At 69.0% G+C, this 25504-nt stretch carries 10 protein-coding genes and 1 pseudogene; 6 read left to right on the top strand and 5 right to left on the bottom strand.

Features of this window, described 5'->3' with window-relative positions:
* Positions 1 to 132: 132 nt before the first annotated feature.
* Both NBY69_RS01985 and NBY69_RS01980 read right to left on the bottom strand, forming a co-directional pair.
* A complete protein-coding gene (locus NBY69_RS01985; RefSeq protein ID WP_250297834.1) occupies positions 133 to 357 on the bottom strand; it encodes a DUF397 domain-containing protein in 225 nt (74 codons plus the stop codon).
* A 4-nt stretch (positions 358 to 361) separates the two neighbouring features.
* Positions 362 to 1381, bottom strand: a complete 1020-nt coding sequence (locus NBY69_RS01980) for a helix-turn-helix transcriptional regulator (protein ID WP_250297833.1) — start codon at positions 1379 to 1381, stop codon at positions 362 to 364.
* Positions 1382 to 1527: 146 nt separating this feature from the next.
* On the opposite strand from NBY69_RS01980, the gene NBY69_RS01975 reads away from it, so the two are divergent.
* The 3 genes from NBY69_RS01975 to NBY69_RS01965 are packed head-to-tail and all read left to right on the top strand — an operon-like array spanning position 1528 to position 2818.
* Positions 1528 to 2193 carry an ATP-binding protein gene (locus tag NBY69_RS01975; protein ID WP_284347827.1) on the top strand — a complete coding sequence of 222 codons (666 nt, stop codon included), beginning with the start codon at positions 1528 to 1530 and terminating at the stop codon, positions 2191 to 2193.
* Positions 2190 to 2444 carry a type II toxin-antitoxin system Phd/YefM family antitoxin gene (locus NBY69_RS01970; protein ID WP_250297831.1) on the top strand — a complete coding sequence of 85 codons (255 nt, stop codon included), beginning with the start codon at positions 2190 to 2192 and terminating at the stop codon, positions 2442 to 2444. The genes NBY69_RS01975 and NBY69_RS01970 overlap by 4 nt, the downstream gene beginning before the upstream one ends.
* Entirely contained in the window at positions 2444 to 2818 is a 375-nt protein-coding gene (locus NBY69_RS01965) for a type II toxin-antitoxin system VapC family toxin (RefSeq protein WP_250297830.1), read from the top strand. Before NBY69_RS01970 ends, NBY69_RS01965 begins: the two co-directional genes overlap by 1 nt.
* A gap of 32 nt (positions 2819 to 2850) precedes the next feature.
* Here NBY69_RS01965 and pglX read toward each other — a convergent pair whose 3' ends face one another.
* Together pglX and pglW are read right to left on the bottom strand one after the other, a co-directional pair.
* Positions 2851 to 6666: a BREX-2 system adenine-specific DNA-methyltransferase PglX gene (gene pglX / locus NBY69_RS01960; RefSeq protein WP_250297829.1), complete on the bottom strand. Its 3816-nt coding sequence runs from the start codon at positions 6664 to 6666 to the stop codon at positions 2851 to 2853.
* Positions 6663 to 11351, bottom strand: a complete 4689-nt coding sequence (gene pglW / locus NBY69_RS01955; RefSeq protein ID WP_250297828.1) for a BREX system serine/threonine kinase PglW — start codon at positions 11349 to 11351, stop codon at positions 6663 to 6665. Before pglW ends, pglX begins: the two co-directional genes overlap by 4 nt.
* 357 nt (positions 11352 to 11708) lie before the next feature.
* Here pglW and NBY69_RS01950 point away from each other — a divergent pair, with 357 nt between their 5' ends.
* From NBY69_RS01950 to NBY69_RS01940, 3 genes and pseudogenes are all read left to right on the top strand, one after another.
* On the top strand, positions 11709 to 14783 hold the full coding sequence (locus tag NBY69_RS01950) for an AAA domain-containing protein (RefSeq protein ID WP_250297826.1): 3075 nt from the start codon (positions 11709 to 11711) through the stop codon (positions 14781 to 14783).
* Between the two features lie 317 nt (positions 14784 to 15100).
* Entirely contained in the window at positions 15101 to 16495 is a 1395-nt protein-coding gene (locus tag NBY69_RS01945; protein ID WP_250297825.1) for an HNH endonuclease, read from the top strand.
* A 65-nt stretch (positions 16496 to 16560) separates the two neighbouring features.
* Positions 16561 to 16755, top strand: a pseudogene (locus NBY69_RS01940) (carbohydrate-binding protein); the annotation flags it as partial.
* A gap of 42 nt (positions 16756 to 16797) precedes the next feature.
* Here NBY69_RS01940 and NBY69_RS01935 read toward each other — a convergent pair.
* Positions 16798 to 25305, bottom strand: a complete 8508-nt coding sequence (locus NBY69_RS01935; RefSeq protein WP_250297823.1) for a type I polyketide synthase — start codon at positions 25303 to 25305, stop codon at positions 16798 to 16800.
* Positions 25306 to 25504 lie beyond the last annotated feature (199 nt).

Below are 25504 nucleotides of genomic sequence, written 5' to 3'. Positions count from 1 at the left end.
GGTGGCCACCTCGGTGCACTCGCCCTGGCCTGCGTCTACGTGCACGCGCTGGTGCACTGCCTCGGGTCCGAGAGGTTCAGCGACGTGCTGGTGCGTGCGCTGTTCATGGTGCCCCTGGCGAGAGACCACTGCCTACAGGTTGTCGAAGTCTCCGGCGGTCATGCCCGACTTGAAGGCGCGCCATTCGCCGGGGGTGAAGCAGAGGTGCGGGCCGGACGGGTTCTTCGAGTCGCGGACGGCGACGCCACCGCCGGGGAGGGGTGCCAGCTCGAAGCATTCGCCGTTGTTGGCCGTGAAGCTGCTCTTCTGCCAGGGGAGTGTGGAGGGGTCGATCGAGTAGAGGTCTGCCTTCTCCATGAGTTCAGTCATCCTTGTGTCTGGTGAGTGCGATGATGTCGCGGCTCTCGTCCGGAGAGAGCGCCGCATCCATGAGGCTGCGGAAGAGGCGGTGCAGGCGCCGCAGGTCTCGGGGATCGTCCATCGTCAAACTACCAGCGACCGACTCGCCGAAGGCTACGTCGGGCACGTCCTCGTCCGAGAACTGCAGGATCCTGAACGCGCCGATCTGAGCGGCCTCTTCGCCCTTCGTGTAGGGAACGACACGGAGTTCGACGTTCTCGTGCGTGGAGATCTCCAGCAGGTAGTCCAGCTGCTCCTGATGTGTGCGCTCGCCCCCTACCTGGAAGTCCAGGGCGGCTTGCGTGATGACATAGCGGCACTCCAGCGGTGTCGCCGCTTCCAGCAGGCAGTGCCGTTGCCGTAGACCACGTACCTCGACAAGTGCCTCGATCTGATCCGGTCCGAGCGAGGTGAAGCCCACGCCGGTCACCGCCTGTGCGTAGGCCTCTGTCTGCAACAGGCCCGGCAGGATGCCGACTTGAAATTCGTGAACGGTTGATGCCGCTGCCTCGAATCCGAGGAACCGTTCGTACTGCGCGCTGATGGCGTCGCTGTACGGGGACCACCAGGGCGGACGCCGCTCTCGTGTGGCCGCGTGCAGTTCGGCGAGTTCGTCTCGCTGAGCGGCAGGCACCTTGTAAAGGTCCATGAGCTGCGCGAAGTGCGCCTGGGAACAGACTCGTTTGCCGTTCTCGATGCGGCTGATCAACGAGAGATCGCAAGCGAGCGACGTGGCGACCTCCGCGAGCGTGAGCTGGCCCGCCTCGTTACGGAGGCGACGCAGGGTGCGGCCGAAGGTGACGCGGGACATGAGCAAGGTGCTGCTGTTTCCGGACATGGCTTCCTCTGGAGCTGCGAACGGGCCGGTCAGACCGTTCAGTTGTTGGCATCCATGGGCTGAAGTGAGCTGTTTTCGATCAATTGATATCTGCGTTGTCAATTGACAGGCAGGTGACTTGACGATGCCGGGCAGAGAGGTCATTTTAGCTTCTGTGACGTACCGCACTCACGTGAAAACCGAGAGTGGTCGCGTCCGTTCAGAAGCACGGAATGCGTGCGATGACTGACGAGCGAGCACTGACTCCCACGTTGGGGCGCAGTCTGCTCGCGGAATCGGCTGGTGCTGAGATGGGTGAACCGTACGAAACGAAGTTCAGGCTTCCTCGCTGCCACGGCAGCGTTCCCAGGGCGCGGGCAGTGCTACGAGCCAAGCTCGGGGAGTGGCGGGCCGGTCAAGCCGCCGCAGACGAAGCGGAGTTGGTGCTCTCGGAGCTGGTGACCAATGCGGTACGGGTGCCCGTGCCCGGCGACCGCATGGTCGGCGTACGCATCGAGTGCAGGGGGAGGGGCGAGCTGCTGCGGCTGGAGGTAAGTGACGCGGGGGCCGGCTGGCCGGAGGTGCGGCAGCCGGGTGAGCTGGACAAGGGCGGGCGCGGACTCCTGCTCGTCGAGGCCCTGGCCCATCGCTGGGGTGTCGACGAACGCCGGGCCGATATCGGCAAGACCGTATGGGCGGAGTTGCTGGCGCCCGGTATCGAACCTGCACCCGCAGTGGTGGAGATCGCGGCAGTAAATGCCCGGCCCGGTCAGCGCGTACGCGCCTGGGGCGCCTGGCACACGATCCGCGCGGTCCGGAGCGAACGGTATGCGCTGGGAGGGCTCAGTGTCGTCATCGTCCTGGACAGCGGCGGCCCGGCCTTGCGCGTGCCCGCTGCGGAGCCGATGACCGTACGGGCAACGACGGTCGCGGGGGAGCGGGTTCAACCCACGGCCGGTCCGGTGATTCCGTCGTGAAGGCTCTGTGGAAGAGGTTCCGTCGGCGCTGCGCCCACCACACCGGGCCGCGATTCCTGGGGACGCTGATGCAGATGGTCGGCGGTGAAGTGGTCGTGATCAGCAGGGCCGGCGAGCCGGTAGTGAGGACGCTGTCCACACGACCGAAGGTGCAGCGGCCCGGACGAGGTTCGCTCCAGGGGCGCATCCGTATCCCCGTGGACTTCGACGCCCCGCACATCTCGATGGCTGACACTTTCGGGATGCGCTGATGCGGCTTCTCCTCGATACGCATGTGGTGCTGTTGTGGCTCGACGACTCGCCTCAACTCACCCCATCGCTCAAGGACTTGCTGGACACCGAGCCTGCCGTGTACGTCAGCGCGGTGTCACCCTGGGAGATCATCGTCAAGCAGTCCCTCGGCAGGTTCGAGGGCCCCGGAGACCTGGCCGAGCAGGTGCGTGATCTCCGGTTCAGGGGCCTGCCCGTCACGGCCGCGCACGGAGTGCGGGCAGGCCGACTGCAGATAGCCCATACCGACTTCTTCGACCGGATACTCATAGCGCAGGCACAGGCCGAAGAGATGGTGCTGGTCACCCGGAACCACTGGATTCCGCAGTACGACGTGCAGGTCATGCTGACCTGACCCGCACGCCGTCTGTGCGGAGACCCAGTTCCTCAGCCGCCTGCCGGGCGCCGACCGCGACGGGAAGCCGGGGCGGGGCGCCAGGCGCGCAGATCGTCGTCGGTGAGCCCGTGCTCGCCCTGCTGGGCGGAACGGTAACCGGCGAAGAAGGCGGCGGGCGTACCGCTGTACAGCGGATCGAACTCGTTGTGCCACTGGCCGAGCCAGGGCTGGAGTTCGAGGAGGCCCGCGAGGAGAGGCACCAATTCCTCGGCGGACAGGCTGTCATCGTTGGTGAAGTACGTGGTCAGCGCCTGCGCCTGCTCCCGGTGATCCCATCCGGCCCAGCCGAACAGGTCGGGGACGCCGGAGATCGCGCCGGTCGCGTAGGAGATGAACCGCTCCTTCGGCACGTCGAGCTTGCCGCGTGCCCGCCAGTAGGACGGCTTGAGGAAGTCGGCCGAGGTGTACTTCGGCGGTACGGGGATGGCGTCCCGGATCTTCCGCTTGGCCGGTTCGTCCGGAGCGGCGTCCTCCTTCCGCTGAAGGTCCCAGACGTGCTCCCAGTCGGCGCGCTTCTTCAACCCGGTGGGCTTGTAACGGAGGACGGGGAGGAACGGCACGTGCTCACCCGCGAGGAGTTCGGCGACGACGGCCGCCAGCTCCTTGCGGGGGGCGTAGAGATCGGCGACGGAAGCGAAGTCTTCGTCGAGCGCGAGGGCGCTGGTGAGCTGGGTACGTGTGAGGAGGGTGGGCTGCCCGTCCTGGAACCAGAGCTCACGGTTCTCGATGCGGTCGAGCAACCAGGACTTGAGGGCGCACTCCTGGAGCACGTCCCAACCCTCGGTCGCCCAGCGGCGCTTGTACTCGGGGCGCTCCACCATGCCGATGGCCCGGGACGTCTCGATGACGTCGATGCGCTTCTGGACGACGGCCTTGTAGGCGTCGGACCAGTGGTCGGGAATCTCGGTGATGGGAGTGGAGCCGTGCCGCTTGAACCACTCGCCGGATGCCTCACCCTTCTCTACTCGTCGCGCCAGCACAATCTCGAAGGCCCGCTCGCCGAGAGCAAGTTCGGGGACGTCGGATTCGGGGGTGAGAAGGTCTTCAGCGTGCAGCTTGTAGAGGGAGTAGACCTGCCAGTCCAGCTCCTCTTGAAGGGCGATCATCTGGGCACGGGTGGAGTGCCACTTGGTACGAGCCTCGCGGAGAGGCACAGCAGCAGGGATGCTATTGCTTGAGGCTGTCAGGGCTGAGGGACTTACGAGTGTGAGGTCGTGAGCAAGCGCGTTCAGTGCAGTACCAAGTGCGGCAGGATAGTCCGAGGGAAGGGGAAACTGCTGAAGCTTGGTTCCAGTGAACTCGTAGAACTGTTCCCAGAGTTCAGTCTTGATACCGGACTGGTGCCCTTCTGTTCCCTTGCTGTGGCTCACCATCTTGAGCCAAAAACAGGCAGTGGAGCTATTCAATACTCCGAGAAGATCCTGTGGTTTAATTCCTGCTTCAGTGTCAAGGTTTATTACGGTAGCGGCTTGAGAGTAAATTTCATTGGAGCGGCGAATCAGGAAATGTGGATGGGTTGACACCAGAGTAAAGACAATTGATTCTTTCGCAGTGTAGCGCTTTGGAGTGAATGAGGAGTACTCGTGCCAGGGGAGTCCGCGTTCCTGTTGGGTTCCGGAGAGTGACTTCCTGATATCCAGAAGCTTCTTCGACTGCCAGAGAATCTTGAGTTCCTCTTCTGAAAGTTCGCGGTGACCTCCCGAATTATTGTATGGGAAAATTGTTTCGGTGGTTCTCTGTGGGGCCCAGTCGCGAATCTCGGATCCCTCGACTAGGCGGCGTGTCAGGAGCTGAGGCAACCCGCCTCTTTGCCCTGCCCCTCTTGTGATGTAGGCGTCATCCTCGCGTGTGTTGAGCATGTTGCCCCAGTCGGCGATCGCGCTCTTCAGGGGGCGAGAATTCTCTGAGTTTTCGATCTGGTCGCGAAGTTCGGCAGCCCCGCCGCCAGACATACTCCAAGGGTGTTTCGATAGTTTGCTTCGCGGTGTATCGGTGCTGGATACCCATGTGCTTTCTGAATCTGGGCGATCAATTTGATCAACGATCGCTCTCCAGACGAACCCTGAGGCGGGGTCTTCTGGGACTCCGGGCTCGCCGCGAACGCCTAGCACGGTTCGAACTGTGGGCGACTTGGAGTAGGAATTCTTCTGGCCAATCAGGATGACGGTAGGCGTCCCATGGCCGGGGATGTAAGCACCAGATGTATCAATGATCTCTGCTAGCTCAACTTTGTGTGCGAAAAATTCTTCAATTAGCTTCTTCCCGAATTCTCGCTTCATGAATCCATTGGAGCTAATCTGTCCTACTTTGCCGTATCCTTGACCATCTTTCGTTCCGGTTTTCGATAGCTCGAAGAAGCGTTCGGCGAATGGTACGGTTAGTTGGTATTGTCTTGTGGATGATTTATAGAGTTCCTTGTAGACCTTCTTGAGTTCTTTGTCTTTGATCGTGATGTAGGGCGGATTTCCGACCACTACGTCATACCGGCCGGGTTCGAGAATCCTCGGATATTCCTGCACGTCCTCCGTTGCGTATGAAAACTCCACAAGTGGGTCCCCGGAATCTTCTTTGGCGAGCTCAAGTTCGAGCTGACGGTTCTTAATCAGTGAGTCGCCCACAGCCAAATGCACCGGCCAGTCATATCTCCGTGTCGCCGCCAGCGTCCGTACATTCGCCGCAGCCATCGCCGCCAGCAGCAACCGGAACCGCGCGATGGCCACCGCGAACGGGTTGATGTCCACGCCGTGCACCGAGTTCAGCGCGTCCCGCACGCGCTCGTGCAGGTCGCGGTCCGGGTGGCGTTCCGCCGAAAGCCGTACCAGCCTCCTGAACGCGCCCAGCACGAAGTGCCCCGACCCGCACGTCGGGTCGATCATCTTCAACTCGCTGAACCGGCCGCCCATCTCGCGGACCACCGGGTCCATCGTCCGGTCGAGGATGAACTCCTCCACGAACTCCGGGGTCTGGAGCAGCGCGTACGTCTTCCGCGCCGCCTCCGACAGGTCCTGGTACAGGTCGCCCAGGAACCGGGTGTCCCACCCCTCCGTACCGTCCGCGTTCAGCGGATCCGTGAAGTCGTGGACCAGGACCGGCGCACCGCCAGTACGGTCTGCACCGTCCGTACCCGCCTCGCCACCCGCACCGTCCTCGCCAACAACACCCTCCCGCCGCTCCCGCCAGAACTCCACCAGCGCCCGAGCCCCGTCGTGCGACAGCGGGATCTGGTACAGCGGATTGCGGTCCTCGCGGAACAGCAGTTTGCCCGCTTGGCCCGCGCCGAGTTCCTCGAACGCACGCAGCAGCCAGCCCCGGTACGTCGGGTCCTCGGTCTCCTCCACGTACTGGGCGTACCGCGCCTCCGCCAGGTCGCGCCGTTCGGCTTCCGCGCCCGTGAGATACGGCTCGGGGATCAGCCGGTTGTCCTCGCAGAACCGGACGAACACCGTGCCCAGCACCCACGCCACCGCGACCTGCGTGACGCGCTCGTCCAGCCAGGCGTTCCACGTCGCTGCCGTACGTCCCAGGCCCCGCGCCTCGTCGTACTCCGCCCGCAACCGGCCCGCGACCGCCTCCGCCCCCCGAACAGCGTCGGCGCGATCCGCGGAAAGCTCGGTCAGCCGGTCCTCCAGCCAGGCCCCCCACTTCGGGGCCTTGTCCGGCGGAAGGACCGCCTTGCTCGCCTTGCCGTGCTCGGTGCGCAGCGGCTTGAGCAGCTTCTCGCCGTCCGCGACCTGCTTGCCGAGGTCCACCTCGACCGCCTTGACCTGCTTGATCAGGTCCGTCTTCAACGCCGTGCGGTCGATCACTTCTGGTTTTCTCCCCTAGTCGCATTCATCGTCGTCAGCACGTTCCGCCCGCCCGCCAGGCCCAGTTCGTCGGCCCGGTGGATGTTCGACGCCCACGCGTCCGGCAGGGCCACCCACTCACCCAGCCCCGCCTGATACGGCACAGTCGTCGCACCCAACCGCGGTGGGCGCGCCGGGTCGCTCTGCGGGCACAGCAGCCACAGCCCCCGTCCGCCGTTCTTTGCCCGTTCGGCCAGCCGTTCCAGGATGCCCATCGCGTCGTAGCGGGCCAGCACCCCGGCGTCCGTGAGAAGCACCGGGGCCCGGGGCCCGGGAGCCGACAGCAGCTTGCCCACCCGAGGTTCCACCGAACTCCACGCCGTGCGCGCGTACTCGGCGAACTTCATCGCGCCCTTGGAGCCCGCTGGTGCCACATCCGCCCGCAGGATCGTCTCCCAGGTCGGCTTCGGCCGGGCGTCGACCAGCTGATGGAGGGCGTCCAGGAAGAGTTCGGTCACCGACACCGGTCCGGCGTCGAAGCGGTCCCCCGTCAACTCCCGTTCCGCATGGTGGGCCAGACCCGTCCGTACCGTCAGGACCCGGAATCCGTCCCGCCGGGCCGAGGACAGCAGACGTTCCTCCGCCGCGACCGCGCCCGCGAGCTGCGGATCGTCGGAGTAGCGGCGCGCGGCGATCGTGCCGGTCGCCTGCCGTTTGCCGTTCGAGGAGAGGAAACTCGACGCGAGGTTCGTCCGCCGCGGCAGGTACCGCAGGATGCGAGGGCGCCGGCGAGTGGATTCGATCAGGTCGAATCCGGCCTTCTGCAACGCCTTCGTCAGCGGGCCGTTGACCGGGAGCGCATGCCCGCCCTGCTTGTTCAGCAGTTCGGGGAAGCGGGCCCGTACCCGCTCGTGCACATCGGCGGCCGTCAGCCCCGGCTGGTCGGCCTCCGCCACACCGGGAATCATGCGGACCAGCCCGGCCTGGGTCAGCCGCAGGGCCCGGACCAGCGGAAGGTTCCGGGGGTAGATCTCCAGCCGGGGTGTCGCCGCCGCGTTCCGCGCCGCCGCCGCCGCGACCTCCACCAGTCGGCGCTCGTCCCACTCCACGACCGCACTCGGCGTGGGGATCGCTGAGAGTTCCGTCAGAACCGTGGCCGCGGTGGGCAGCGTGTCCAGCTTCGCCAACCGGTCCGCGACCCGGCCCAGCCGCTGCGCGTAGTCCAGCAGACCCGGTGCGGACGGAGTCTGCGGGGCGTCGTCCTCGCCGACCTCCAGAGCCAGCAGTCCCGCACTCATACCCTCGTCGGCCGCGTCCCGGTTCGGCATGTGCCGGAATTCGCCCTCCTGCGGAACGAGTTGCTCGACCTCCACCACCGCGCGGACCGCGGCCAGGGCCAGCGCCCGGCGCTGTTCGGGCTCCTGGAGCTGGGTGCCGCGGCGTACCGCGAGGGCGTCCGCGATCTCCGCGGCCGACGCGAGGCGGCCCAGGGAGCGCAGCAGCTCCAGGATCTCGGCGCGCAGTACCCGTACCGTCGGATGCTTCTTCCAGCGGGTGCGCTGCGTCTTCAGCATCTGCGGAATCCGGCCCGCCGACAGGCCCAGCGCGTCCGCGACGTCCTTCTGCTTCGGCCAGACACCGACCTCGGTGGGCAGCTCGCCGTGGTCGTTGGGCAGGCGCAGCAGCAGCCGGACCATCTCGCACTCGTTGCGGTTCGTCCCGTCCTTCTTCAGCTCCGGTACGAAGACGGTGGCCAGGGCGTCCAGGCTGACGCTGCGCAGCGCACGCTCCGGCAGCGAACCCCCGCCACCGGCCTCGGCCATCGCGCCCGCCACCGCGGCCTCGGCGGCGGAGAGTTCGGCCTTCGCCTCCTTGCGGCCCTCAGGGGTGAGGGGTGCGGCCGGGCGCTCGGCGAGCCGCTGGCGCCACTCCTTGATCCGGCCCAGGACCTCCTTGCGCGTCTTCGCACCGAGGCCCGGAGCGTTCACGAGCTGGCGCTGGCTGTAGTCGAGCAGCTCCCCGACCGTATTGACGCGCAGCCCGTAGACGAACGACTCCGCCGCCGGGCTCAGCCCCGAGGCCGACACCGGGGTCGAGCGGTCCGCCTGGGCGGCCTGCCGGTCGCGCTGCTGTTCGGCGGTCTCCTCCTCGGCATCCGCGATCGTGGCATCCGCCGCCGGGGCCGCGGCTTCCACCTCGGCCGTGACCGCGTGGCGCGAGCGGCGCGAGGAAGGCTTTGCCTCGTCCATCGCCAGGAAGATCTTCTTCCAGGCGTCGCGCATCGGCTTGAGATCGCGGAAGCGCTGCGACGCGTCCCGGTGCAGGGCCTTGCGGAAGAAGGCGAGCAGACCGTCCTTCACCGCTGGATCGAACGCATCCACCGCGATCTTCGGATACGGCTCCTGCACCGGGTCGGTCTGGCGCGCCGACACCCGACCGTCACCCCACACCGGCAACTCGCGCGAGGCCATCTCATGGAGCGTCGCCGCCACGGCGTACCGCTCGGCGTGCCCGTCGTACACCGAACGGTCCGTGAGCGTACCGATGAAGGGGTCCAGATAGCCGTCCGTGCCCGCCCCGGTCTCCTGCACCGGGTATCCGGCGAGCGAGAAGTCGATCAGCACCAGTTCACGGGTGCGGTTCGGGCGGATACGGATCGCGATGTTGTCCGGCTTGATGTCGCGATGCCAGACACCCTCGCCCTCCAGGAAGTCCACCGCGCCGAACAGGTAGTCCCCGTACGCCTCCAGCTGGTCCACCGACAGACGCCCGAACTCGCGCAGTTGACGGGCCACGGTCTCCTCGCGCCGCCGGTTCTTCGTCGAACCAGGGGCCGCGGGCCCGACGTCGGCCGCGCGCTCGTCACCCACGTACTCCATGACCAGGACCGTGCGGCCCCCGATGCGCTGCGGCGTGGGTTCGACCAGCCGGATGATGCGCGAATCGGGCCGCAGCCGGCCCATGACCTCGGCCTCGCGGGCCAGCACCGCGTCCCTGCTGCCGGAGAGCGCCACCTTCAGCACCGCGAGCGACTTCGCGAAGCGGACCTCCGGCCCGGCCGACAGGTCCTGTACCAGGTACGCACGGCTCGTCGACCCCGTACCCAGCCGGCGCTTCACCTCCCAGCGGCCTGCCAGGACATCGCCCGCGACCGCGTCCAGCGGATTCTTCTCGGGGACGGGCACCGGTGCCGGCTCGGCGGGTGCCGGTTCGGTCAGTTCCTCCTCGACGACCTCCAGCATTTCCAGGAAGTCGTCCACCGAGGACAGCCGGTCGGAGACGCTGTACGCGGTCGCCGCCTGCACCAGCTCATCGATGTACTCCGAAAGACCGTCGACCACCGCGCTCGGCCGCAGCCCCTCGCCCGCCTCGAACCGGGCCAGCAGTTCGGCCTGACTGGCCGCGGGTGCCTTACCGGTGGCCAGCAAGTAGGTCAGTACACCGAGGCCGTACACGTCCAGGGCGACCGGATCGGCCTTGAGCGCGGTCAGTTCGGGAGCGAGGTACGGGTCCGCGCCCTCGGCGATGTGCGCACCGGCCCGCGAGAACGACGTCGGGGCAAGCCTGTCCCCGGCATTCCGGCCACCGTGCTCGGAACCGCGCTGGACGGCGACCTGCCAGTCGGAGATCTGCACGTACGGGCTGAGCCAGCCCGCGTCCTCACTGTCCGAACCCGCTGTTCCGCCACGGCCGCGCGGCATCAGATGAATCGCACGCGCGGCCAGGGTCCGGTGGTAGATACGCCTGCCGTGCGCCGAACGCACCGTCTCCGCCAGCTGACGCACGAGCGCCATCCGGCCGAGAATGTCCAGCTTCTCCCCGTACTGCGCCACGTACTCGTCCAGCCGCAGCGTTCTCGGGTCGTAGTCGAAGATCAACGCGGGGCCGGCGGAATGCCCCGACGGGTCGTACTGCTTGAGCTGCACCACACCGGGGTGGCGGAAGTGCCGCAACACCGCGGCCTCACGCCGGGCCGCGTGCTCCACGGAGGCCCGCAGCCCGGCATCCGAGCCGCGCTCGCGCAGATAGACACGAATCCTGGCAGCCTCGGGCAGCTCGCTGTGCCGGGCCAGATAGTCCGCCCAGGTGGGCCCGGAGTCGAACGACTTCCGGTGCAGCAGATACGGGCCGACCTTGTACTCCGCGTCACTGCGCGCGATGCCGACCCGGCCCAGCGCCGCCGCGATCCGCCGCGACCGTGGGGCGTCGATCCGCCGCTGCTCGAACTGCGGGGGCTCCTTCAGCGCCCCGATGAGCTGGTGAACGGTGTGGACGCCGTGCTGGTCGTGGTGGGGGAGCCGGACCTTCAGCGAGGAATCGGTGAAACAGACCGCCTCCGAGACCCACACCCGCTCACCGTTCAGCTCGGGCTCCAGCAGCCCGGCCAGCTCCTTCGCCTTCTTGTTCGCCAGGTGCAGAGGGTTGCCGTGCGTGACCTGCCGCCCCCTGGGCTGCGTCTGCAGCCACGTACCGTTGCGGGACTCCAGGGAACCGTGCCAGTCCTTCAGCTCGATCAGGAAGACGCCGCCGGGAGAGACCACCAGTAGGTCCACCTCCCGGACATGACCGGAGTTCGCGGTGAACGTGAAGTTCGACCAGGCCCGCCACGGATCGTTGTCCGGAAGCTCGGTGCGGATGGCTTCGAGGCCACGACGCTCATGCGGGAACTCGGAATCCGTGACCGTTTCCCAGCGGCCCTCCCGCATACGCCGTCCCCACTTTGCTCCCGAACCGACTTACATACATTCCGACACGTGTTCGATTTGAATGTCGAAATTCCCCCTGGATCGTATCGGTTCGGGGTGGCTGGAGGGAATCGATCAAGATCATTTACTGCCTGGCGGGTGACCGGGTTCTCCACGGGTGCCCGTGAGCTGGTGAGGGAACTCATTGCCCTCCCGTAATTCGCGATCGTAGAGTCCCGAGGCGAGTGAAAACGAGGGGTCCACTGCGTCGCGGAGGAGCCGGACTCGGTGGGGCCGGACTCGGTGGGGCCGGAAATGATGCTCTCCGTCCGGGCCTTGGTGACCATGGCGGGACAGCGAGAGTACGGGGGAGCAGATATGGCAGGGTCCGGGCGTCCGAAGCCGGTGGATGAACTTCTGAGGGCTGCACAGCTGGAGATCGCGGCGGAACTGCGCAGCGACGGGGGAAACAAACCGAAGGCCTCCCTGCGCGAGGGGCGCCGGTTGTCCGTATCCGGGCTGCAGCACGAGTACGAATTCAGCTTCAAGCGCTGGCCCGAGGCTCTGAACGGTCTGCCCCTGCTGGTGCGGCACTCCCGGTCGAAAGGTTCCTGGGCACCGGCCGAGGTCACCCGTCTCCCTGACAACAAGGTTCGTTTCGTCACCGAGGCGGACCTGGGGCATACGCCGGGTCAGGTACAGCTGCGCGCGGACGATTCCCAGACCTGGCAGGTGCTGGCGGAGCGTCTCGCGTCTGTCGGCGAGGCCGACCATCCGGTACGGCCGCAGAGCGCCGGATGGATCACCGGCCAGGGGAGCCCGAAGGTGGCGCGTGAAGCCGACCCGGGACGCTGGGTTGCCGACTGGCCTTCGCTCCGTCTCAACCCGCGGCAGCGCCAGGCGGTGGAACAGGCCCTCGCCAGTGAGATCACCTTCCTGTGGGGACCGCCCGGAACAGGAAAGACGGATGTGGTCGCGCACATTGTGGAAGGGTGCAGCCGCCAGGGGCTCAACGTGCTCTTCCTCGCGCCGACCAAGGTCGCTGTCGATCAGGCGCTGGAACGGATCTGCGACCTGCTCTCCGGCGAGCAGGGTTTCGACACCGGTCTGGTGCAGCGGGCGGGCGGCATCGATGTCGAGTCGCTCCGGGAGCGGTACGGCACGTACGTGGACCCCGAACAAGTGGCAGTCAGGCTCTCCGCCCATCTGCAGAGCACGCTCACTCAGCTCACCTCCACCTTGACGACGGTGCGTGCGGACATCGCGCTCCACGAGCGACTGCGAAGCCTGCAGGAAGACCTGGCCACCGCCCGAACAGCGTACGGAACTGCGGGCACGACCCGACAGAAGGCCGACCAGGCATGGCGAGATGCCCAGGAGATCGCGAACACGATGGGGTCGCGCATTCGCCGCATCGGTACGCCGTCGGGCTTCTTCGCAGACCAGAAACAGGCCAAACTCGATGCGGCACTCACTCATCTTCGGACCGCCAACCAGATGACGGCCGAGGCCAGTGAGAATAGGGACGCGGCAACGACAGCACAGGACAAGGCCGCGCGGGACATCGCCCGCATCGGAGCAGGCATCACTGATCAGACCGCGAAGCTCGACGGTGTCGAGCCACTGCGAGGTCTCACCGAACGGACCGACGACCTCCAGAAGCAGATCAACGCGGCGGAGAAGGAACTGCGGCGTATCTCCGACGCGGTGCGAGCGAACTGCCGGGTACTCGGAGCCACCGTCGCGAAAGCTGCTCAGTCCCGCTCCTTGCTGGAACGCACAGATGTCGTGGTGATCGACGAGGCAGGCATGATCAATTTGCCGATGGCCTGGTACGTGGCCGGTCTGGCGGGGAAGCGCGTGGTGGTGGCAGGCGACTTCCGACAGCTGCCGGCCGTGAACAAAGCTGCTGATGACCGGGGCGCGAGCGAAGAGGACAAGGCGCACGCGCGCCGATGGTCGGCCACGGACGCCTTCCGTGCGGCTGGCCTGGTCACCACCGCTGGAACCGTGCGTCAGGACCCGAGACTCGTCGCTCTCAGTACTCAGTACCGCATGCGTGAGCCGATCTGCGCTCTCGTCAACGCCGTGGCCTACCCGGACGCACCCTTGCGTACCGGCCGGGACAACACGAGCCGCATCCCCTTCAGCCCGCTCGTCAATGCCCCGGTCATCCTGATCGACACGTCGGGGCACTGCGTTCCCGGCCCCAACCACAGGACAAATCCCGTCCATCAGGCCGCGGTTCACGAACTCGTGCGCGGTCTCCAGTACGACGAAGTACTGCCGCCGAGGAAGGCGGAGAACGTTCCGCCGGGCGGGCGAGCAACCGACCGCCTGGCAGTTATCGCTCCGTACAAGGACCAGGTCAACGGCCTCAAACGGGTCCTGACCGAGCGGCTCGGCGCCGACTACGACGGCCTGGTGGAATCTGTGCACCGGTTCCAGGGCAGCCAACGACCGGTCGTGATCCTCGACACCGTGGCCGGAGCCGGTGACTATCCCGGTCATTTCTACCGGGGAACCGGCCTGGGCTCCGAGACGTGCCGCTTGCTGAACGTCGCCCTGAGCCGGGCCCAAGACCATCTCGTCGTCCTTGCTGACGTGGCATTTCTCCGCAAGAAACTCCCGCAGCGGAGCGAGGCACGGACGATGCTCGACCACCTGGAGTCGCGAGCTCAGGCCATCTCCGTCGACCAGCTCATCCCCATCAGAAGTGCGGCCGAACTCGCGGCACTTCCGGACGAGGAGCTTATCCGGCCTGCGTTCTTCCCCGCCGAACAGGTCGATCGCGCGGTGCGCTGGGACATCGAACGTGCCAGGAAGAGCATCGACATCTATACGTTCCTGCTGGCAGCGCCCCGAGTGAAGAAATGGCTTGCGCTCCTGGCGGAGAAGGCGGCCGCCGGTGTGAGCGTGGTGATTCACACCCGGTCGCCCGAGGAACAGCGGGAGGAGTCCGTGGTTGAGCGTCACCGCGGACTGGTGGATCAACTCAGGTTGGCGGGCTGCACGGTTGAGTATCGCGAACGCATGCACGAAAAAGTGTTCATCGTGGACGAGACCGTCCTCTGGCACGGGTCGCTGAACCTGCTGGGCAACCTGGGGCCCACCGACCTCATGATGCGGTTGGAGGACGCCGAATCATGTGCGCAGGCGCGACGTGTCATGGACCAGGCACGCAGGGAAAGGCCCGTATACAGAGGCGAGGGCGGAGGGCCCCGGCACCAGGATTCGGGCAATGCGAAGAAGGGCAATCCAGAGGCGTCCGAAGGCGTCGAGGTGGGGGCCACGGTCTGGGGGCGGCTCTACCTGAACGTTTCCTACCAGGAGAAGGACGAGGCGAAGCGCCTGGTGAGAGCCAGGTTCGACGGCGACAACAGGCTTTGGTACACGGACGCGGCACAGGTGATTCCACAGGGCAAACAGGCCTGGCTGCGTCCCAAGCACTGAACTGATCGGTGCCGGGTGTGCGGAACGAGCGACGGGTGCGACTGCGGTTGCCGGACTGAGGCAGTGTCAGAGCGAGGGGCTGCGCAGGTCATGGAAGCAGAGCTGGGCCGTTCCGGAGCTACACGGCCGACTCCGAAGCGGCTCTGCAAAACCCGTTGTCAGTCCCCTTGGTTACCCTGGCAGTCGTGAATAAAGGAACCGATGTGCGAGTCTCCGATACGGGTGACGAAGGATCGAACGGAGCGGGCATCACTGATGCCGCCCTCCACGACTCGACAAGAGTCCAGTGGGTGCTTCAGCCGAGAGGCACGCCTCGCGTGCGAGGTCCGAAACACTTCGACCACTCCGTACGCAAAGGCATCCGACTCACGGACTACGAGCGTTTTCTGGGCGCTGACGCCCGAGCGCTGAAGGAGCTCTTCCCGGCAGGCCCGGCGCGGCTCTGGGGAGCTACCCCTCCCGCACCCAAGAAAAGCGAGAAAGCCACCGCAGTGGCCGGGCGCCGGGTCGGCGACGAGGTGCTGTTCTACGCGGATCGGAAGTTCGTCGCCAGGGCGAGGATTCTCGGTCTCTTCCACAACCAGGCCCTTGCGGAGGCCATTTGGGGTGTGGACGAGAAGCAGTGCACCTGGGAACACATCATGGCGCTGGGGGATGTAGTCGAGTTCGACGTACCGGCACAACCCCTTTTTGAAGGGCTCGGGCTGGGTGATGTCCTGCGCTCACTGACCCTGGTGAGCGCCGAGAACCGGGCCCGCTTCCTGCACTTGGTCGACCCGTCGGCGCCGGTAAGTCCGGGGCGGAACGCCCCGTCTCCTGGCAGAGGTACGGCACTGCGCCGGGACGACGTGTTCCATGCGCTCTCGAGCTTGAAGACCCATACCAAGGACCGGCGTCCTTCACGTCACAAGCCGATCACTCTGCTGTGGGCCATAGGGCGGCTGGCCGTGGAGCAGGACCGCATGGTCGAGTGGCAGACGTTCCACGACGAAGTGGGGCCGCTACTACGTGACTTCGGCCTCCCGGAGTCGAGGGTCACCCCTGAGTACCCGTTCTGGCACCTGCGCTCCAGTGGGCTGTGGGATGTCCAGGGGATGGAGGATCAGAACGCCACCCCAACGCCGTCCGAGCTGACCGCAGCACGTGCGAGCGCCGGCCTCCACAAGGACGCGGCCAAGGTCCTGCGCCGCTCGTTGGCGCGTGCCGATGCCGTCGGTCTGATCTGCTCCAAGTACCTCGGTGATGTCGACCGGGAGGAAGTGCTGGAGCGGGTGGGGCTCGCCGGATACGCGAGCGCCAGCGGTGAACTCCCTGACGGAGGACGTGGCGACGGGACGGTGCGCCGTCGCTCGGGCACCTCGACGCAGCTCGACAGGGATTCCCGCCTCGTCGAAAAAATCAAGGTGATGTACGAGCATGCATGCCAGGTATGCGGATCCCGGGTGGAGACCAGGTACAGCCACTACAGCGAGGCGGCCCACATCCGGGGGCTGGGGAGGCCCCACAACGGGCCCGACCAACTGTCCAACCTGCTGTGCCTCTGTCCCAATCACCACGTCGAATTCGACAGACTCGCCATCTACATCGACGAGGACTGGGCGGTGAGGCGGAACGCCACAGGAGCCGTCGACTATCAACTCAAGCGGCATGCCGACCACGTCATCGAGCAGAAGTACCTCCGCTATCACCGAGGGTTGTGCGGACGTCTCTGACCGCAGCACCTGACCGGCACGACAGCCCAGCCGGGCCGCATCAATGGCTGGGCTGCTACGTCGACGGCTCCACCACCCCGCCGACCACACCCCCCACCAGCCCTCCGCCCGGCGGCACCGACACCTGGACGTCCGGTACTGCCTACGTGGCGGGCGACCAGGTCATCTACGACACGGTGACGTACCGCTGCGTCCGGGCCCACACGGCGATGCCGGGCTGGGAGCCGCCGTACGTACCGGCCCTGTGGCAGCGGGGCTGACCCGCTGCCGGCCCCCGGGCGGTGACAGGCCCCCCGGCGCGGTCAGCGGCGGGCGGAGAGCCAGTCGTGGACGGCGAGAGCGGTTGTACGGGCGTGGTCCTCCAGTACGGTGAAGTGGTCGCCGGGCACCGTGACTTCGGCGTGCGGCAGACGCCACGCCCCGGCCGCTTCGACGCCGGGCAGACCGTCCCCGGCCCGGACGAAGAGGGTGGGGGCCGAGAGCGCCTTCGGTTCCCAGTCGGAGAAGAGGTCCAGGTACCCGGCCATCGCGGTGAGCCGGTCGGTCTCCGCCGGGGCGAACCGTGCGGCCTTGTCGAGCATGTGCACGGTCATCGGGGAGAGTGCGGGACCGTCACCGTGACGGCTGCCGCTGCCGCTCCGGCCGCCACGGGGGTTGTCGCCCGGGAAGGTGTCGACCAGGACGACGGCGGACGGGTGGACGCCCGCGTGTTCCAGGCGTTCGGCGACCGCGTGTGCCACCCATCCACCGGCCGAGCGCCCCAGCAGGGCGAACGGCTCGTCGCCCGCGGAGGCGAGTACGGCGGCGGCCTGCACCGCCACGAAGGCGTCCAGCGTGCCGGGCAGCGCCTCACCCGGCAGGAACCCCGGATTCGGCAGCACCGAAACGGGCCGCAGGCCCTGGAGGTCCCGCCCGAAGCGGATGTACTCGTGCGGGCCGGAGAGCGCGCTGAGCGCCGGGAAGCAGATCAGACGTGGCCCGACGCCGCCGGTCGCGACGGTGAGGGGGGCGGGCGGCGCGCCGAGGGCTTCGGCGCTGTCGAACACCGCACGGAACCGGGAGGCGATCGTCAGCAGCGCGATGCCTTCCCACGCCTTGCCACGGGCGCACGCCGTACGGAAGAGAGCGGACAGCGAGTCGGTGGCGGAGGTGTTGGAGGCGGCGGAGGCGGCGGAGGACGGCCGGTCCGGGGCGTCCGGTGTTTCCGGGGTGGTCCGGGACCAGCGCTCCTCCAGGTGGGCGGCGACCTCACGGGGCGTGGGGTAGTCGAAGAGGAGCGTGGCCGGCAGGGCGAGCCCCGTCACCGTCGCGAGCCGGTTGCGCAGCTCGACGGCGGCCAGCGAGTCGAGCCCCAACTCGGCCAGCGGGCGGTCCGGTTCGACTGCCGACGGGTCCGCGCCGTGGCCGAGCGCCGTGGCGGCTTCCGTGCGTACCTCCGCCAGGAGCAGTGCGCCGCGTTCGCCCGCAGGCGTGGCGGCCAGCCGTTGCCGCAGGGATTCACCTCCGGCGGGCGCGGACTCCGTGCCGGCCGCGGCGATCCGCCGGGCGGGCCCACGACCCGGCACGCGCAGCGGCGCCCCGGCCGACCCGGAGGCCTCCGGGTTCATGCGGGCTGCCACCAGGACCGCGTCCCGGCCGTCGACGGCGGCGTCGAAGAGCGCGAGGCCCTCCTCGGTCCGCAGCGGGACGAAACCGGAACGGGTCATCCGGCGCAGATCCGCGTCGCGCAGGGCAGCGGTCATACCGCCGCTCTGCTGCCACGGCCCCCAGGCGAGAGAGACAGCGGGCAGGCCGAGATCCCTGCGGTGCTGTGCCAGCGCGTCCAGGTACGCGTTCGCCGCCGCGTAGTTGCCCTGGCCGCCGGAGCCGAACACCCCGGCCACCGAGGAGAACAGCGCGAAGACGGCCAGGTCGCTGTCCCGGGTCAACTCGTGCAGGGCCAGCGCCGCGTCCACCTTCGGCCGCAGCACCCGGTCCAGACGCTCCGGGGTGAGCGCCGGGATCACCCCGTCGTCCAGCACGCCCGCGGTGTGCACCACACCGGTCAGCGGGTGCGCCTCCGGTACGTCCGCGAGGAGCGCGGCGAGCGCCGTGCGGTCGGCGACATCGCACGCCGCTACCGTCACCTCGACACCCAACTCGGCCAGCTCCGCGCGAAGTTCACCGGTGCCGGGCGTATCCGCTCCGCGCCGTCCGACGAGCAGCAGGTGACGCACGCCGTGTGCGACCGCGAGATGGCGGGCGAACGACATGCCGAGGGAGCCGGAGCCCCCGGTGATCAGGACGGTGCCCGCAGGGTTCAGCCGGGGCCTGGGCCGTGAACCTTCGTCGGCCTCCGCCATGCCGGACGCACGGACCAGCCTCGGTACGTACGCGACCCCGGCTCGCACGGCCAACTGTGGCTCCGGGCTCGCCAGGACCCGGGCCAACACCCCCGAGGAGGCCGGGTGGTCGTCGATGTCGACCAGGGCGAAGCGGCCGGGGTTCTCCGTCTGCGCCGAGCGGAGCAGTCCCCATACCGGCGCACAGGTGAGAGCAGCATCCTCCGCACCGCTGCCTCTGCCGCTGCTGGCGCAGCCGTTGACGCTGTCTGCCTCCGCTCCTGTGTGGAGAGCGCCCGAAGTGAGCACCACCAGACGGGAGTTCGCCAGTCGCTCCTCGGCGAGCCAGTCCTGCACGAGCCGCAGCGCCCATCCGGCCGTACGGTGCGCGGCCGACGCCCGGTCCTGCCCGTCCGCCTCGGTGAGCGGCGGACAGGCGACGACGACAGCCGGTGCGTCGGCGCCCGCCGAGGCGGGATCCGCGTACGCCGTCGGCCGGACGCCCGCCGGCAGGAACGCGTCGCGCAGCCACGGGCCGGGCTCGCCCAGAACACCCCACCCGGGCGGTCCGTCCGGCGCGGGGGCGGGGGAATCCGGCAGGCGCGTCCAGTCCAGGCGGAACAGGCAGTCACGAGGCGTGCCTACGCCGCTCATCTGTTCGCGGGGGAGCGGTCGCAGGACCAGTGACCGCACGGTGGCCACGGGCGCACCGGTCCCGTCGGTCAGCTCCAGCCGTGCTCCGTTCTCCGCGCCCGGCGACACCCGTACCCGCAGTCGGCGGGCACCGGACGCGTGGAGCCGGACACCGCTCCAGGCGAACGGCAGCGACACCGCCGTGCTGTCGCTGCTGCTGCCGCTGCTGCTGCCGCTGCCGCTGCCGCTGTCGCCGTCGCCCGGTGCGGATCCGTCGAGTGTCATGGCGTGCAGTGCCGCGTCCAGCAGGGCCGGATGCAGGGTGAACAGACCGGCGTTGACGTGCTCCTCCTCCGGGAGCGAGACCTCGGCGAGGATGTCGGCGCCCAGCCGCCAGGCGGCCCGCAGGCCCTGGAAAGCCGGTCCGTAGTGCAGCCCGCCGCGCGCGAACCGGTCGTAGAGTCCGACGCCGGACCGCGACCCGGACCCGGATCGGGACTCGGACCCGGACCCGGACCCGGACCCGGTCCTGGACTCGGTCCCGGATCCGTCGTCGAGCGGCAGCGGGACGGCGCCCGCAGGCGGCCACACGGACGGCGTGGCCACTGGCTCCGGCAGCTCCTGCGGGTCCTCGGACGCGAGGATCCCGGAGGCGTGGCGGCTCCACGTCCCGTCGTACGAGGTCGTGCGCGGCCGTGCGTGGAACACCACCGCCCGTCGCCCGCCCGCGTCCGGTCGCGCCACCTTCACCTGCAGTTCGACCGTCTCGTCGGCGGGCAGCGACAGCGGTGCCGTCAGGGTGAGTTCCTCCAGCACCGGGGTTCCCACCCGGTCACCTGCGTGAACCGCCATGTCGACGAACGCTGTTGCCGGCAGGAGCACGCTGTCCAGCACCGTGTGGTCGGCCAGCCAGGGCTGGTCCCGCAGGGACAGCAGGCCGTTCAGCAGCAGCCCGTCGTCGTCCGCCGTCGCCGTGGCGGACCGCAGGAACGGGTGAGGTGCGGCTTCCGGCTCCGCCGTGGCGGCGTCCGGCCGGTCGGCGTCGAGCCAGTAGCGCCCGCGCTGGAACGCGTACAGCGGCAACGCCGTACGCTGCGCCCCGCGTCCGGCGAAGACCGCGCGCCAGTCCACATCCACGCCGTGCGCGTGCAGCGCGGCCACCGTGGCGAGCAGCGCCTCGGCCTCCGGCCGGGACCCGCGCAGCGTCGGGACGACCAGGGGCGCGGGGCCGTGCGCGGGGGTGCGCGTATCGGAGAGGCAGTCGCGTGCCAGGCCCGTGAGCACGCCGTCCGGGCCGAGTTCGACGAAGTGCGTCGCGCCCTTCTCCCGCAGATACCGCACCGTGTCGGCGAAGCGGACCGGGCGGCGTACGTGGTCCACCCAGTAGCCGGGCGCGCACAGTTCCCCGTCCGTGGCGAGCCGGTCCGCCACCGCGGTCACCAGCGGAATCCCCGGCCGCGAGTAGGTGATGTCCCGCGCCACCGCGGCGAACGCGTCGAGCATGGGCTCCATGCGCGCCGAGTGGAAGGCATGGCTCACCTGAAGTCGCCTGGTCTCGCGGCCCTGTTCGCGCCAGTGCGCGAGGACGTCCAGTACCGCCGGCTCGTCACCGGAGACGACCACCGAGCGGCCGTTCACGGCCGCGATCTCCACCTCCCGCTCCCGGCCCGCCAGGAGCGCGGCGATCTCGCCCTCGTCGGCCCGTACCGCGGCCATCGCCCCACCCGCGGGCAGCGCGTCCATCAGACGGCCGCGGGCCGCCACCAGGGTGCAGGCGTCCGCCAGGGACAGCATCCCGGCGGCGTGGGCCGCCGCCACCTCGCCGACGGAGTGCCCCGCCACCAGGTCGGGGCGTACACCCCAGGACTCCAGCAGCCGGAACAGGGCCACCTCCAGGGCGAACAGCGCGGGCTGCGCGAACAGCGTCGTATCGAGCAGCCCGCCCCTCTCCGGTCCGTCCGGTCCGTCCGGTCCGTCCGGTCCGTCCGGTCCGTCCGAACTGCTTGTTCCCTCGGTGAACACCAGGTCCCGCAGCGGCTTCGGCAGGAGCGGATCCAGCAGTGCACAGGTCTCGTCGAAGGAGCGGGCGAAGACGGGATGGGCCCCGTACAGCTCCCGGCCCATGCCGAGGCGCTGACTGCCCTGGCCGGTGAAGAGGAAGACCACCTGGCCCGCCGGGCGCGGGCCGCTCGTGCTCACGCCCGGCCGGTGCCGTCCTTCGGCCACCGCGTCGAGGGAGGCGAGCAGTTCGTCGCGGTCGGCGGCCACCACCACCGCACGGTGCTCGAAGGCGGCGCGGGCCGTGGCCAGGGAGAACCCGAAGTCCAGCAGGCTCGTCCCGGGGCGCGCGGCCACATCGGCGCGCAGCCGCCGGGCCTGAGCGAGGAGGCCCGGGGCGCTCCTCGCCGACACCGGGAACGGCACCGCTGTTCCCGCTCCCTCCCGCGCGGCCGGGGAGCCGATGTCCGGGACGTCCGGGGTGCCCGGGACGTCCGGGGCGTCCGGATCACCCGAGGCAACGGAGGCACCCGGATCTGCCGCAGCGGCCCGCTCACGTACCGTCGCGGCCTGCGCAGGTACCGCAGACGCCTGGTCGAGTACCGGAGAGAACTGGTCGGGTACCGCAGGCGCCTGCTCAAGTACCAGGTGTGCGTTGGTCCCACTGATCCCGAAGGACGACACCCCTGCCCGCCGTGGCCTGCCCGTCCGGGGCCACGGCATCGGCCGGGTCAGCAGCGACAGCGTGCCCGACGACCAGTCCACCCGCGGTGTCGGCTCGTCGGCGTGCAGCGTCCGGGGCAGCACCCCGTGCGCCATCGCCTGGACCATCTTCATCACCCCGGCCATCCCCGCCGCGGCCTGCGTGTGCCCGAAGTTGGACTTGACCGACCCCAGCCACAGGGGGTTCTCCCGCGTGTCCTGCCCGTAGGCCGCGAGGAACGCCTCCGCCTCGATGACGTCACCGAGCCGGGTACCCGTGCCGTGCGCCTCCACCGCGTCGATCTCCGCGGGGGCCAGCCGCGCGTCGGCCAGGGCCTGGCGGATCACCCGTTGCTGAGCCGGTCCGTGCGGCGCCGTCAGGCCGTTGCTCGCTCCGTCCTGATTCACCGCGGAGCCGCGGACCACGGCCAGCACCCGGTAGCCCGCCCGCCGCGCCTCCGACAGCCGGGTGACCAGGAGCATTCCCGCGCCTTCGGCCCACGCGGTGCCGTCCGCCGACGCACCGAACGCCTTGCAGCGGCCGTCGGGGGCCAGCGCGCGCTGCCTGCTGAACTCGACGAAGGAGTGCGGCGCCGACATCACCGTGACGCCACCGGCCAGCGCGAGCGAGCACTCGCCCCTGCGCAGCGCCTGGACCGCCAGGTGCAGGGCCACCAACGACGACGAGCACGCCGTGTCCACGGTCATCGCGGGCCCTTCCAGGCCCAGGGCGTAGGCGATACGGCCGGACGCGACGCTGCCCGCGCTGCCGATGGCGAGATAGCCCTCCACCCGCTCCGGTGTGCGGACGAAACGGCTGGCGTAGTCGCTGTACATGAGCCCCGCGTACACACCGGTGGGCGTCCCGCGCACCGTGCCGGGATCGATCCCGGCGTGCTCGAAGGCCTCCCAGGCGACTTCGAGCAGCAGCCGGTGCTGCGGATCCATCGCCAGGGCCTCGCGGGGCGAGATACCGAAGAAGGCCGGATCGAACCGGTCCACGCCGGACAGGAAGCCGCCCTCGCGTACGTATGTCCGCCCCGTCCGCCCGGGATCCGGGTCGTACAGCCCGTCCAGGTCCCACCCCCGGTCGGCGGGGAACGGGGTGATGGCGTCGACGCCCTCGTCGACCAGCCGCCACAGATCCTCCGGGGACTCCACACCGCCCGGGAAGCGGCAGGCCATCCCGACGATCACCACCGGGTCGTCGGCCGGGTCCGCGCCCTCCGGGCGGGTGGCCGCGGCGTCCGCGGGCACGCCGGAGAGCCGTGCCCGGAGGTGAGCGGCCAGTTCCGTCGTGGTGGGGAAGTCGAAGGCGGCGGCCTCGGACAGGGGGAGCCCGGTCGCCGACGCCAGGCGGTCACGCAGCAGCGTCGACGTCAACGAGTCCAGCCCCAGGTCGCGGAACGCGGTCCCCGGCTCCACCTCGTCGACGGCGCAGCCCAGTACAGCGGCGACCTCGGTCCGTACCAGCGCGGCCAGATCCACCGAACCGGCCCCCGCCGCCGGGGAGACCCCGGCCTCCAGGAGCCGCGCGGGCCGGTCCGCGAGCGCGTACCGCTTGGCCTTCCCCGAGGCGGTGCGCGGGATCACGTCCACCTCGTACAGGGCGGCCGGGACCTTGAACGGCGACAGGTGTTCCCGGCAGGCGGCGAGGACCGCCCTCCTGTCGAGCGCGCCGGGTCTCTCCGGGACGAGATGGGCGACCGGCACCTCACCGAGCACGCCGTCCGGGCGGCCGGACACGGCGGCGTCCTTGACCCCAGGCTGCGCCAGCAGCACCGCCTCCACCTCGGAGGGGTGGATGTTCTCCCCGGCCCGGATGATCAGCTCGTCGACCCGGCCGGTGATGGTGACATCGCCCCGGGCATCGATCCGGGCCAGGTCACCCGTGCGGTACCAGCCGTCGCGCAGGACCTCGTCGGTGTCCTCGGGCCGACCGTGGTACCCGGCCATGACACCGGGCCCGCTGACCCACAACTCCCCTTCGCCCAGGGCCTCGCCGCCGTTGTCTCCGCCGAACCCGCTTCCGCCGTCGTTGCTGCCGTCGCCGATCCGCGCCCGCATGCCCGGCAGTACCTGCCCGCACGAACCGGCCGCCCGGTCGACACCCGCTGCGGTCATGGTGACGGGCCCCGCCTCGGTGCTCCCGTAGTGCTCGAGGAACGGCACCCGGCAGATCTCCTCGAACTCCCGCTGGAAACCGGGCGGTGCGGCCACGCCGCCACTGACGCAGCCACGCAGTGCGGGCGCCTTCAGCCCTTCGCCGCGTACGGCTTCCAGGAGCTTTCCGTACGTCGTCGGCACACCGGCCAGCAACGTGACCGGGGCGTCCGTCCGGCGCAGTTCACCCAGGACGTCCGTCACGGAGAACCGCGGCAGGAGCACAGCGCCGGCCCCGGTCGCGGTCACCCCGATGACGCACAGGATCTGGCCCATGGCGTGGTGGAGGGGCAGCGGCCACAGCAGGCGGTCGTCGGCGGACAGGCCGAGGACGCCGACGAAGCCGGACACCACCGACGACAGGCGGCTGCGCTGGGTGGACAGCACGCCCTTGGGGGCGCCCGTCGAACCGGAGGTGTAGAGCAGCCACGCCACCTCGTCGAGCCCGAGGTCGTCCGGAGCGGGAACGGACGGTTCGGTGGTGGCCATGGACTCGTACGGGAGCGTGCCGTCGGTGTCCGCCGCGCTGCCGCCGTCACCCGCCGCCCCGGCCTCGTCCCGTACGCCGCCGGGCGTCCCGGTGTCCTGGACGAGCACCATGGTCAACTGCGGGCGCTCAGGTAACAGCAGCCGCAGCAGGCCCAGTCCGGCCCGGTCGGTGAAGACCACCCGGGCGCCGCTGTCGTCCAGCAGATGAGCCAGTTCCGCCCCGGTGCTCCGCGCGTCCATCGGTACACCCACCGCGCCGGCCCTGGTGACCGCGAGCAGGCTCTCGACGGCTTCGACCCGGTTACCGAGAAGGACCGCCGCCCGCTCACCGTGCCGCAGACCGAGCCCGGCCAGATGCCCGGCCAGCCGCCCGGTCCGCAGCTCCAACTCCGCGTAGGTCACCCGGGAACAGGAATCCTGGAAGGCGATCGTGGAGCCGCGGAGCCGGGCATGCTCCCGGAGCAGCTCGGGCAGGGGCCGGACGGGATCTGTGCGTGGTGTCACCGGGACGAACACTTCCTCTGCACGCGGGAGTTGATGGTGCCCACCGTATGGGGCTGCGGTGCGTACGTGAGAAGTGCCGTGTGGTCAGGGGGCGGGTTTCGAGAGGGCGAGGATCACCGCGTGGGCGCCCTTGCGCATCTTCAACAGGACGCGCGGCATGGTGTGTTCCTTCCTGTACCGGGGGGTGCGGAGAAGGCCG

This window comes from Streptomyces sp. A 4/2 (assembly GCF_940670765.1).
GTDB lineage: Bacteria > Actinomycetota > Actinomycetes > Streptomycetales > Streptomycetaceae > Streptomyces.
Note: the sequence above shows the minus strand (reverse complement) of the source record. Positions and strands in the feature narration are given on the sequence as shown.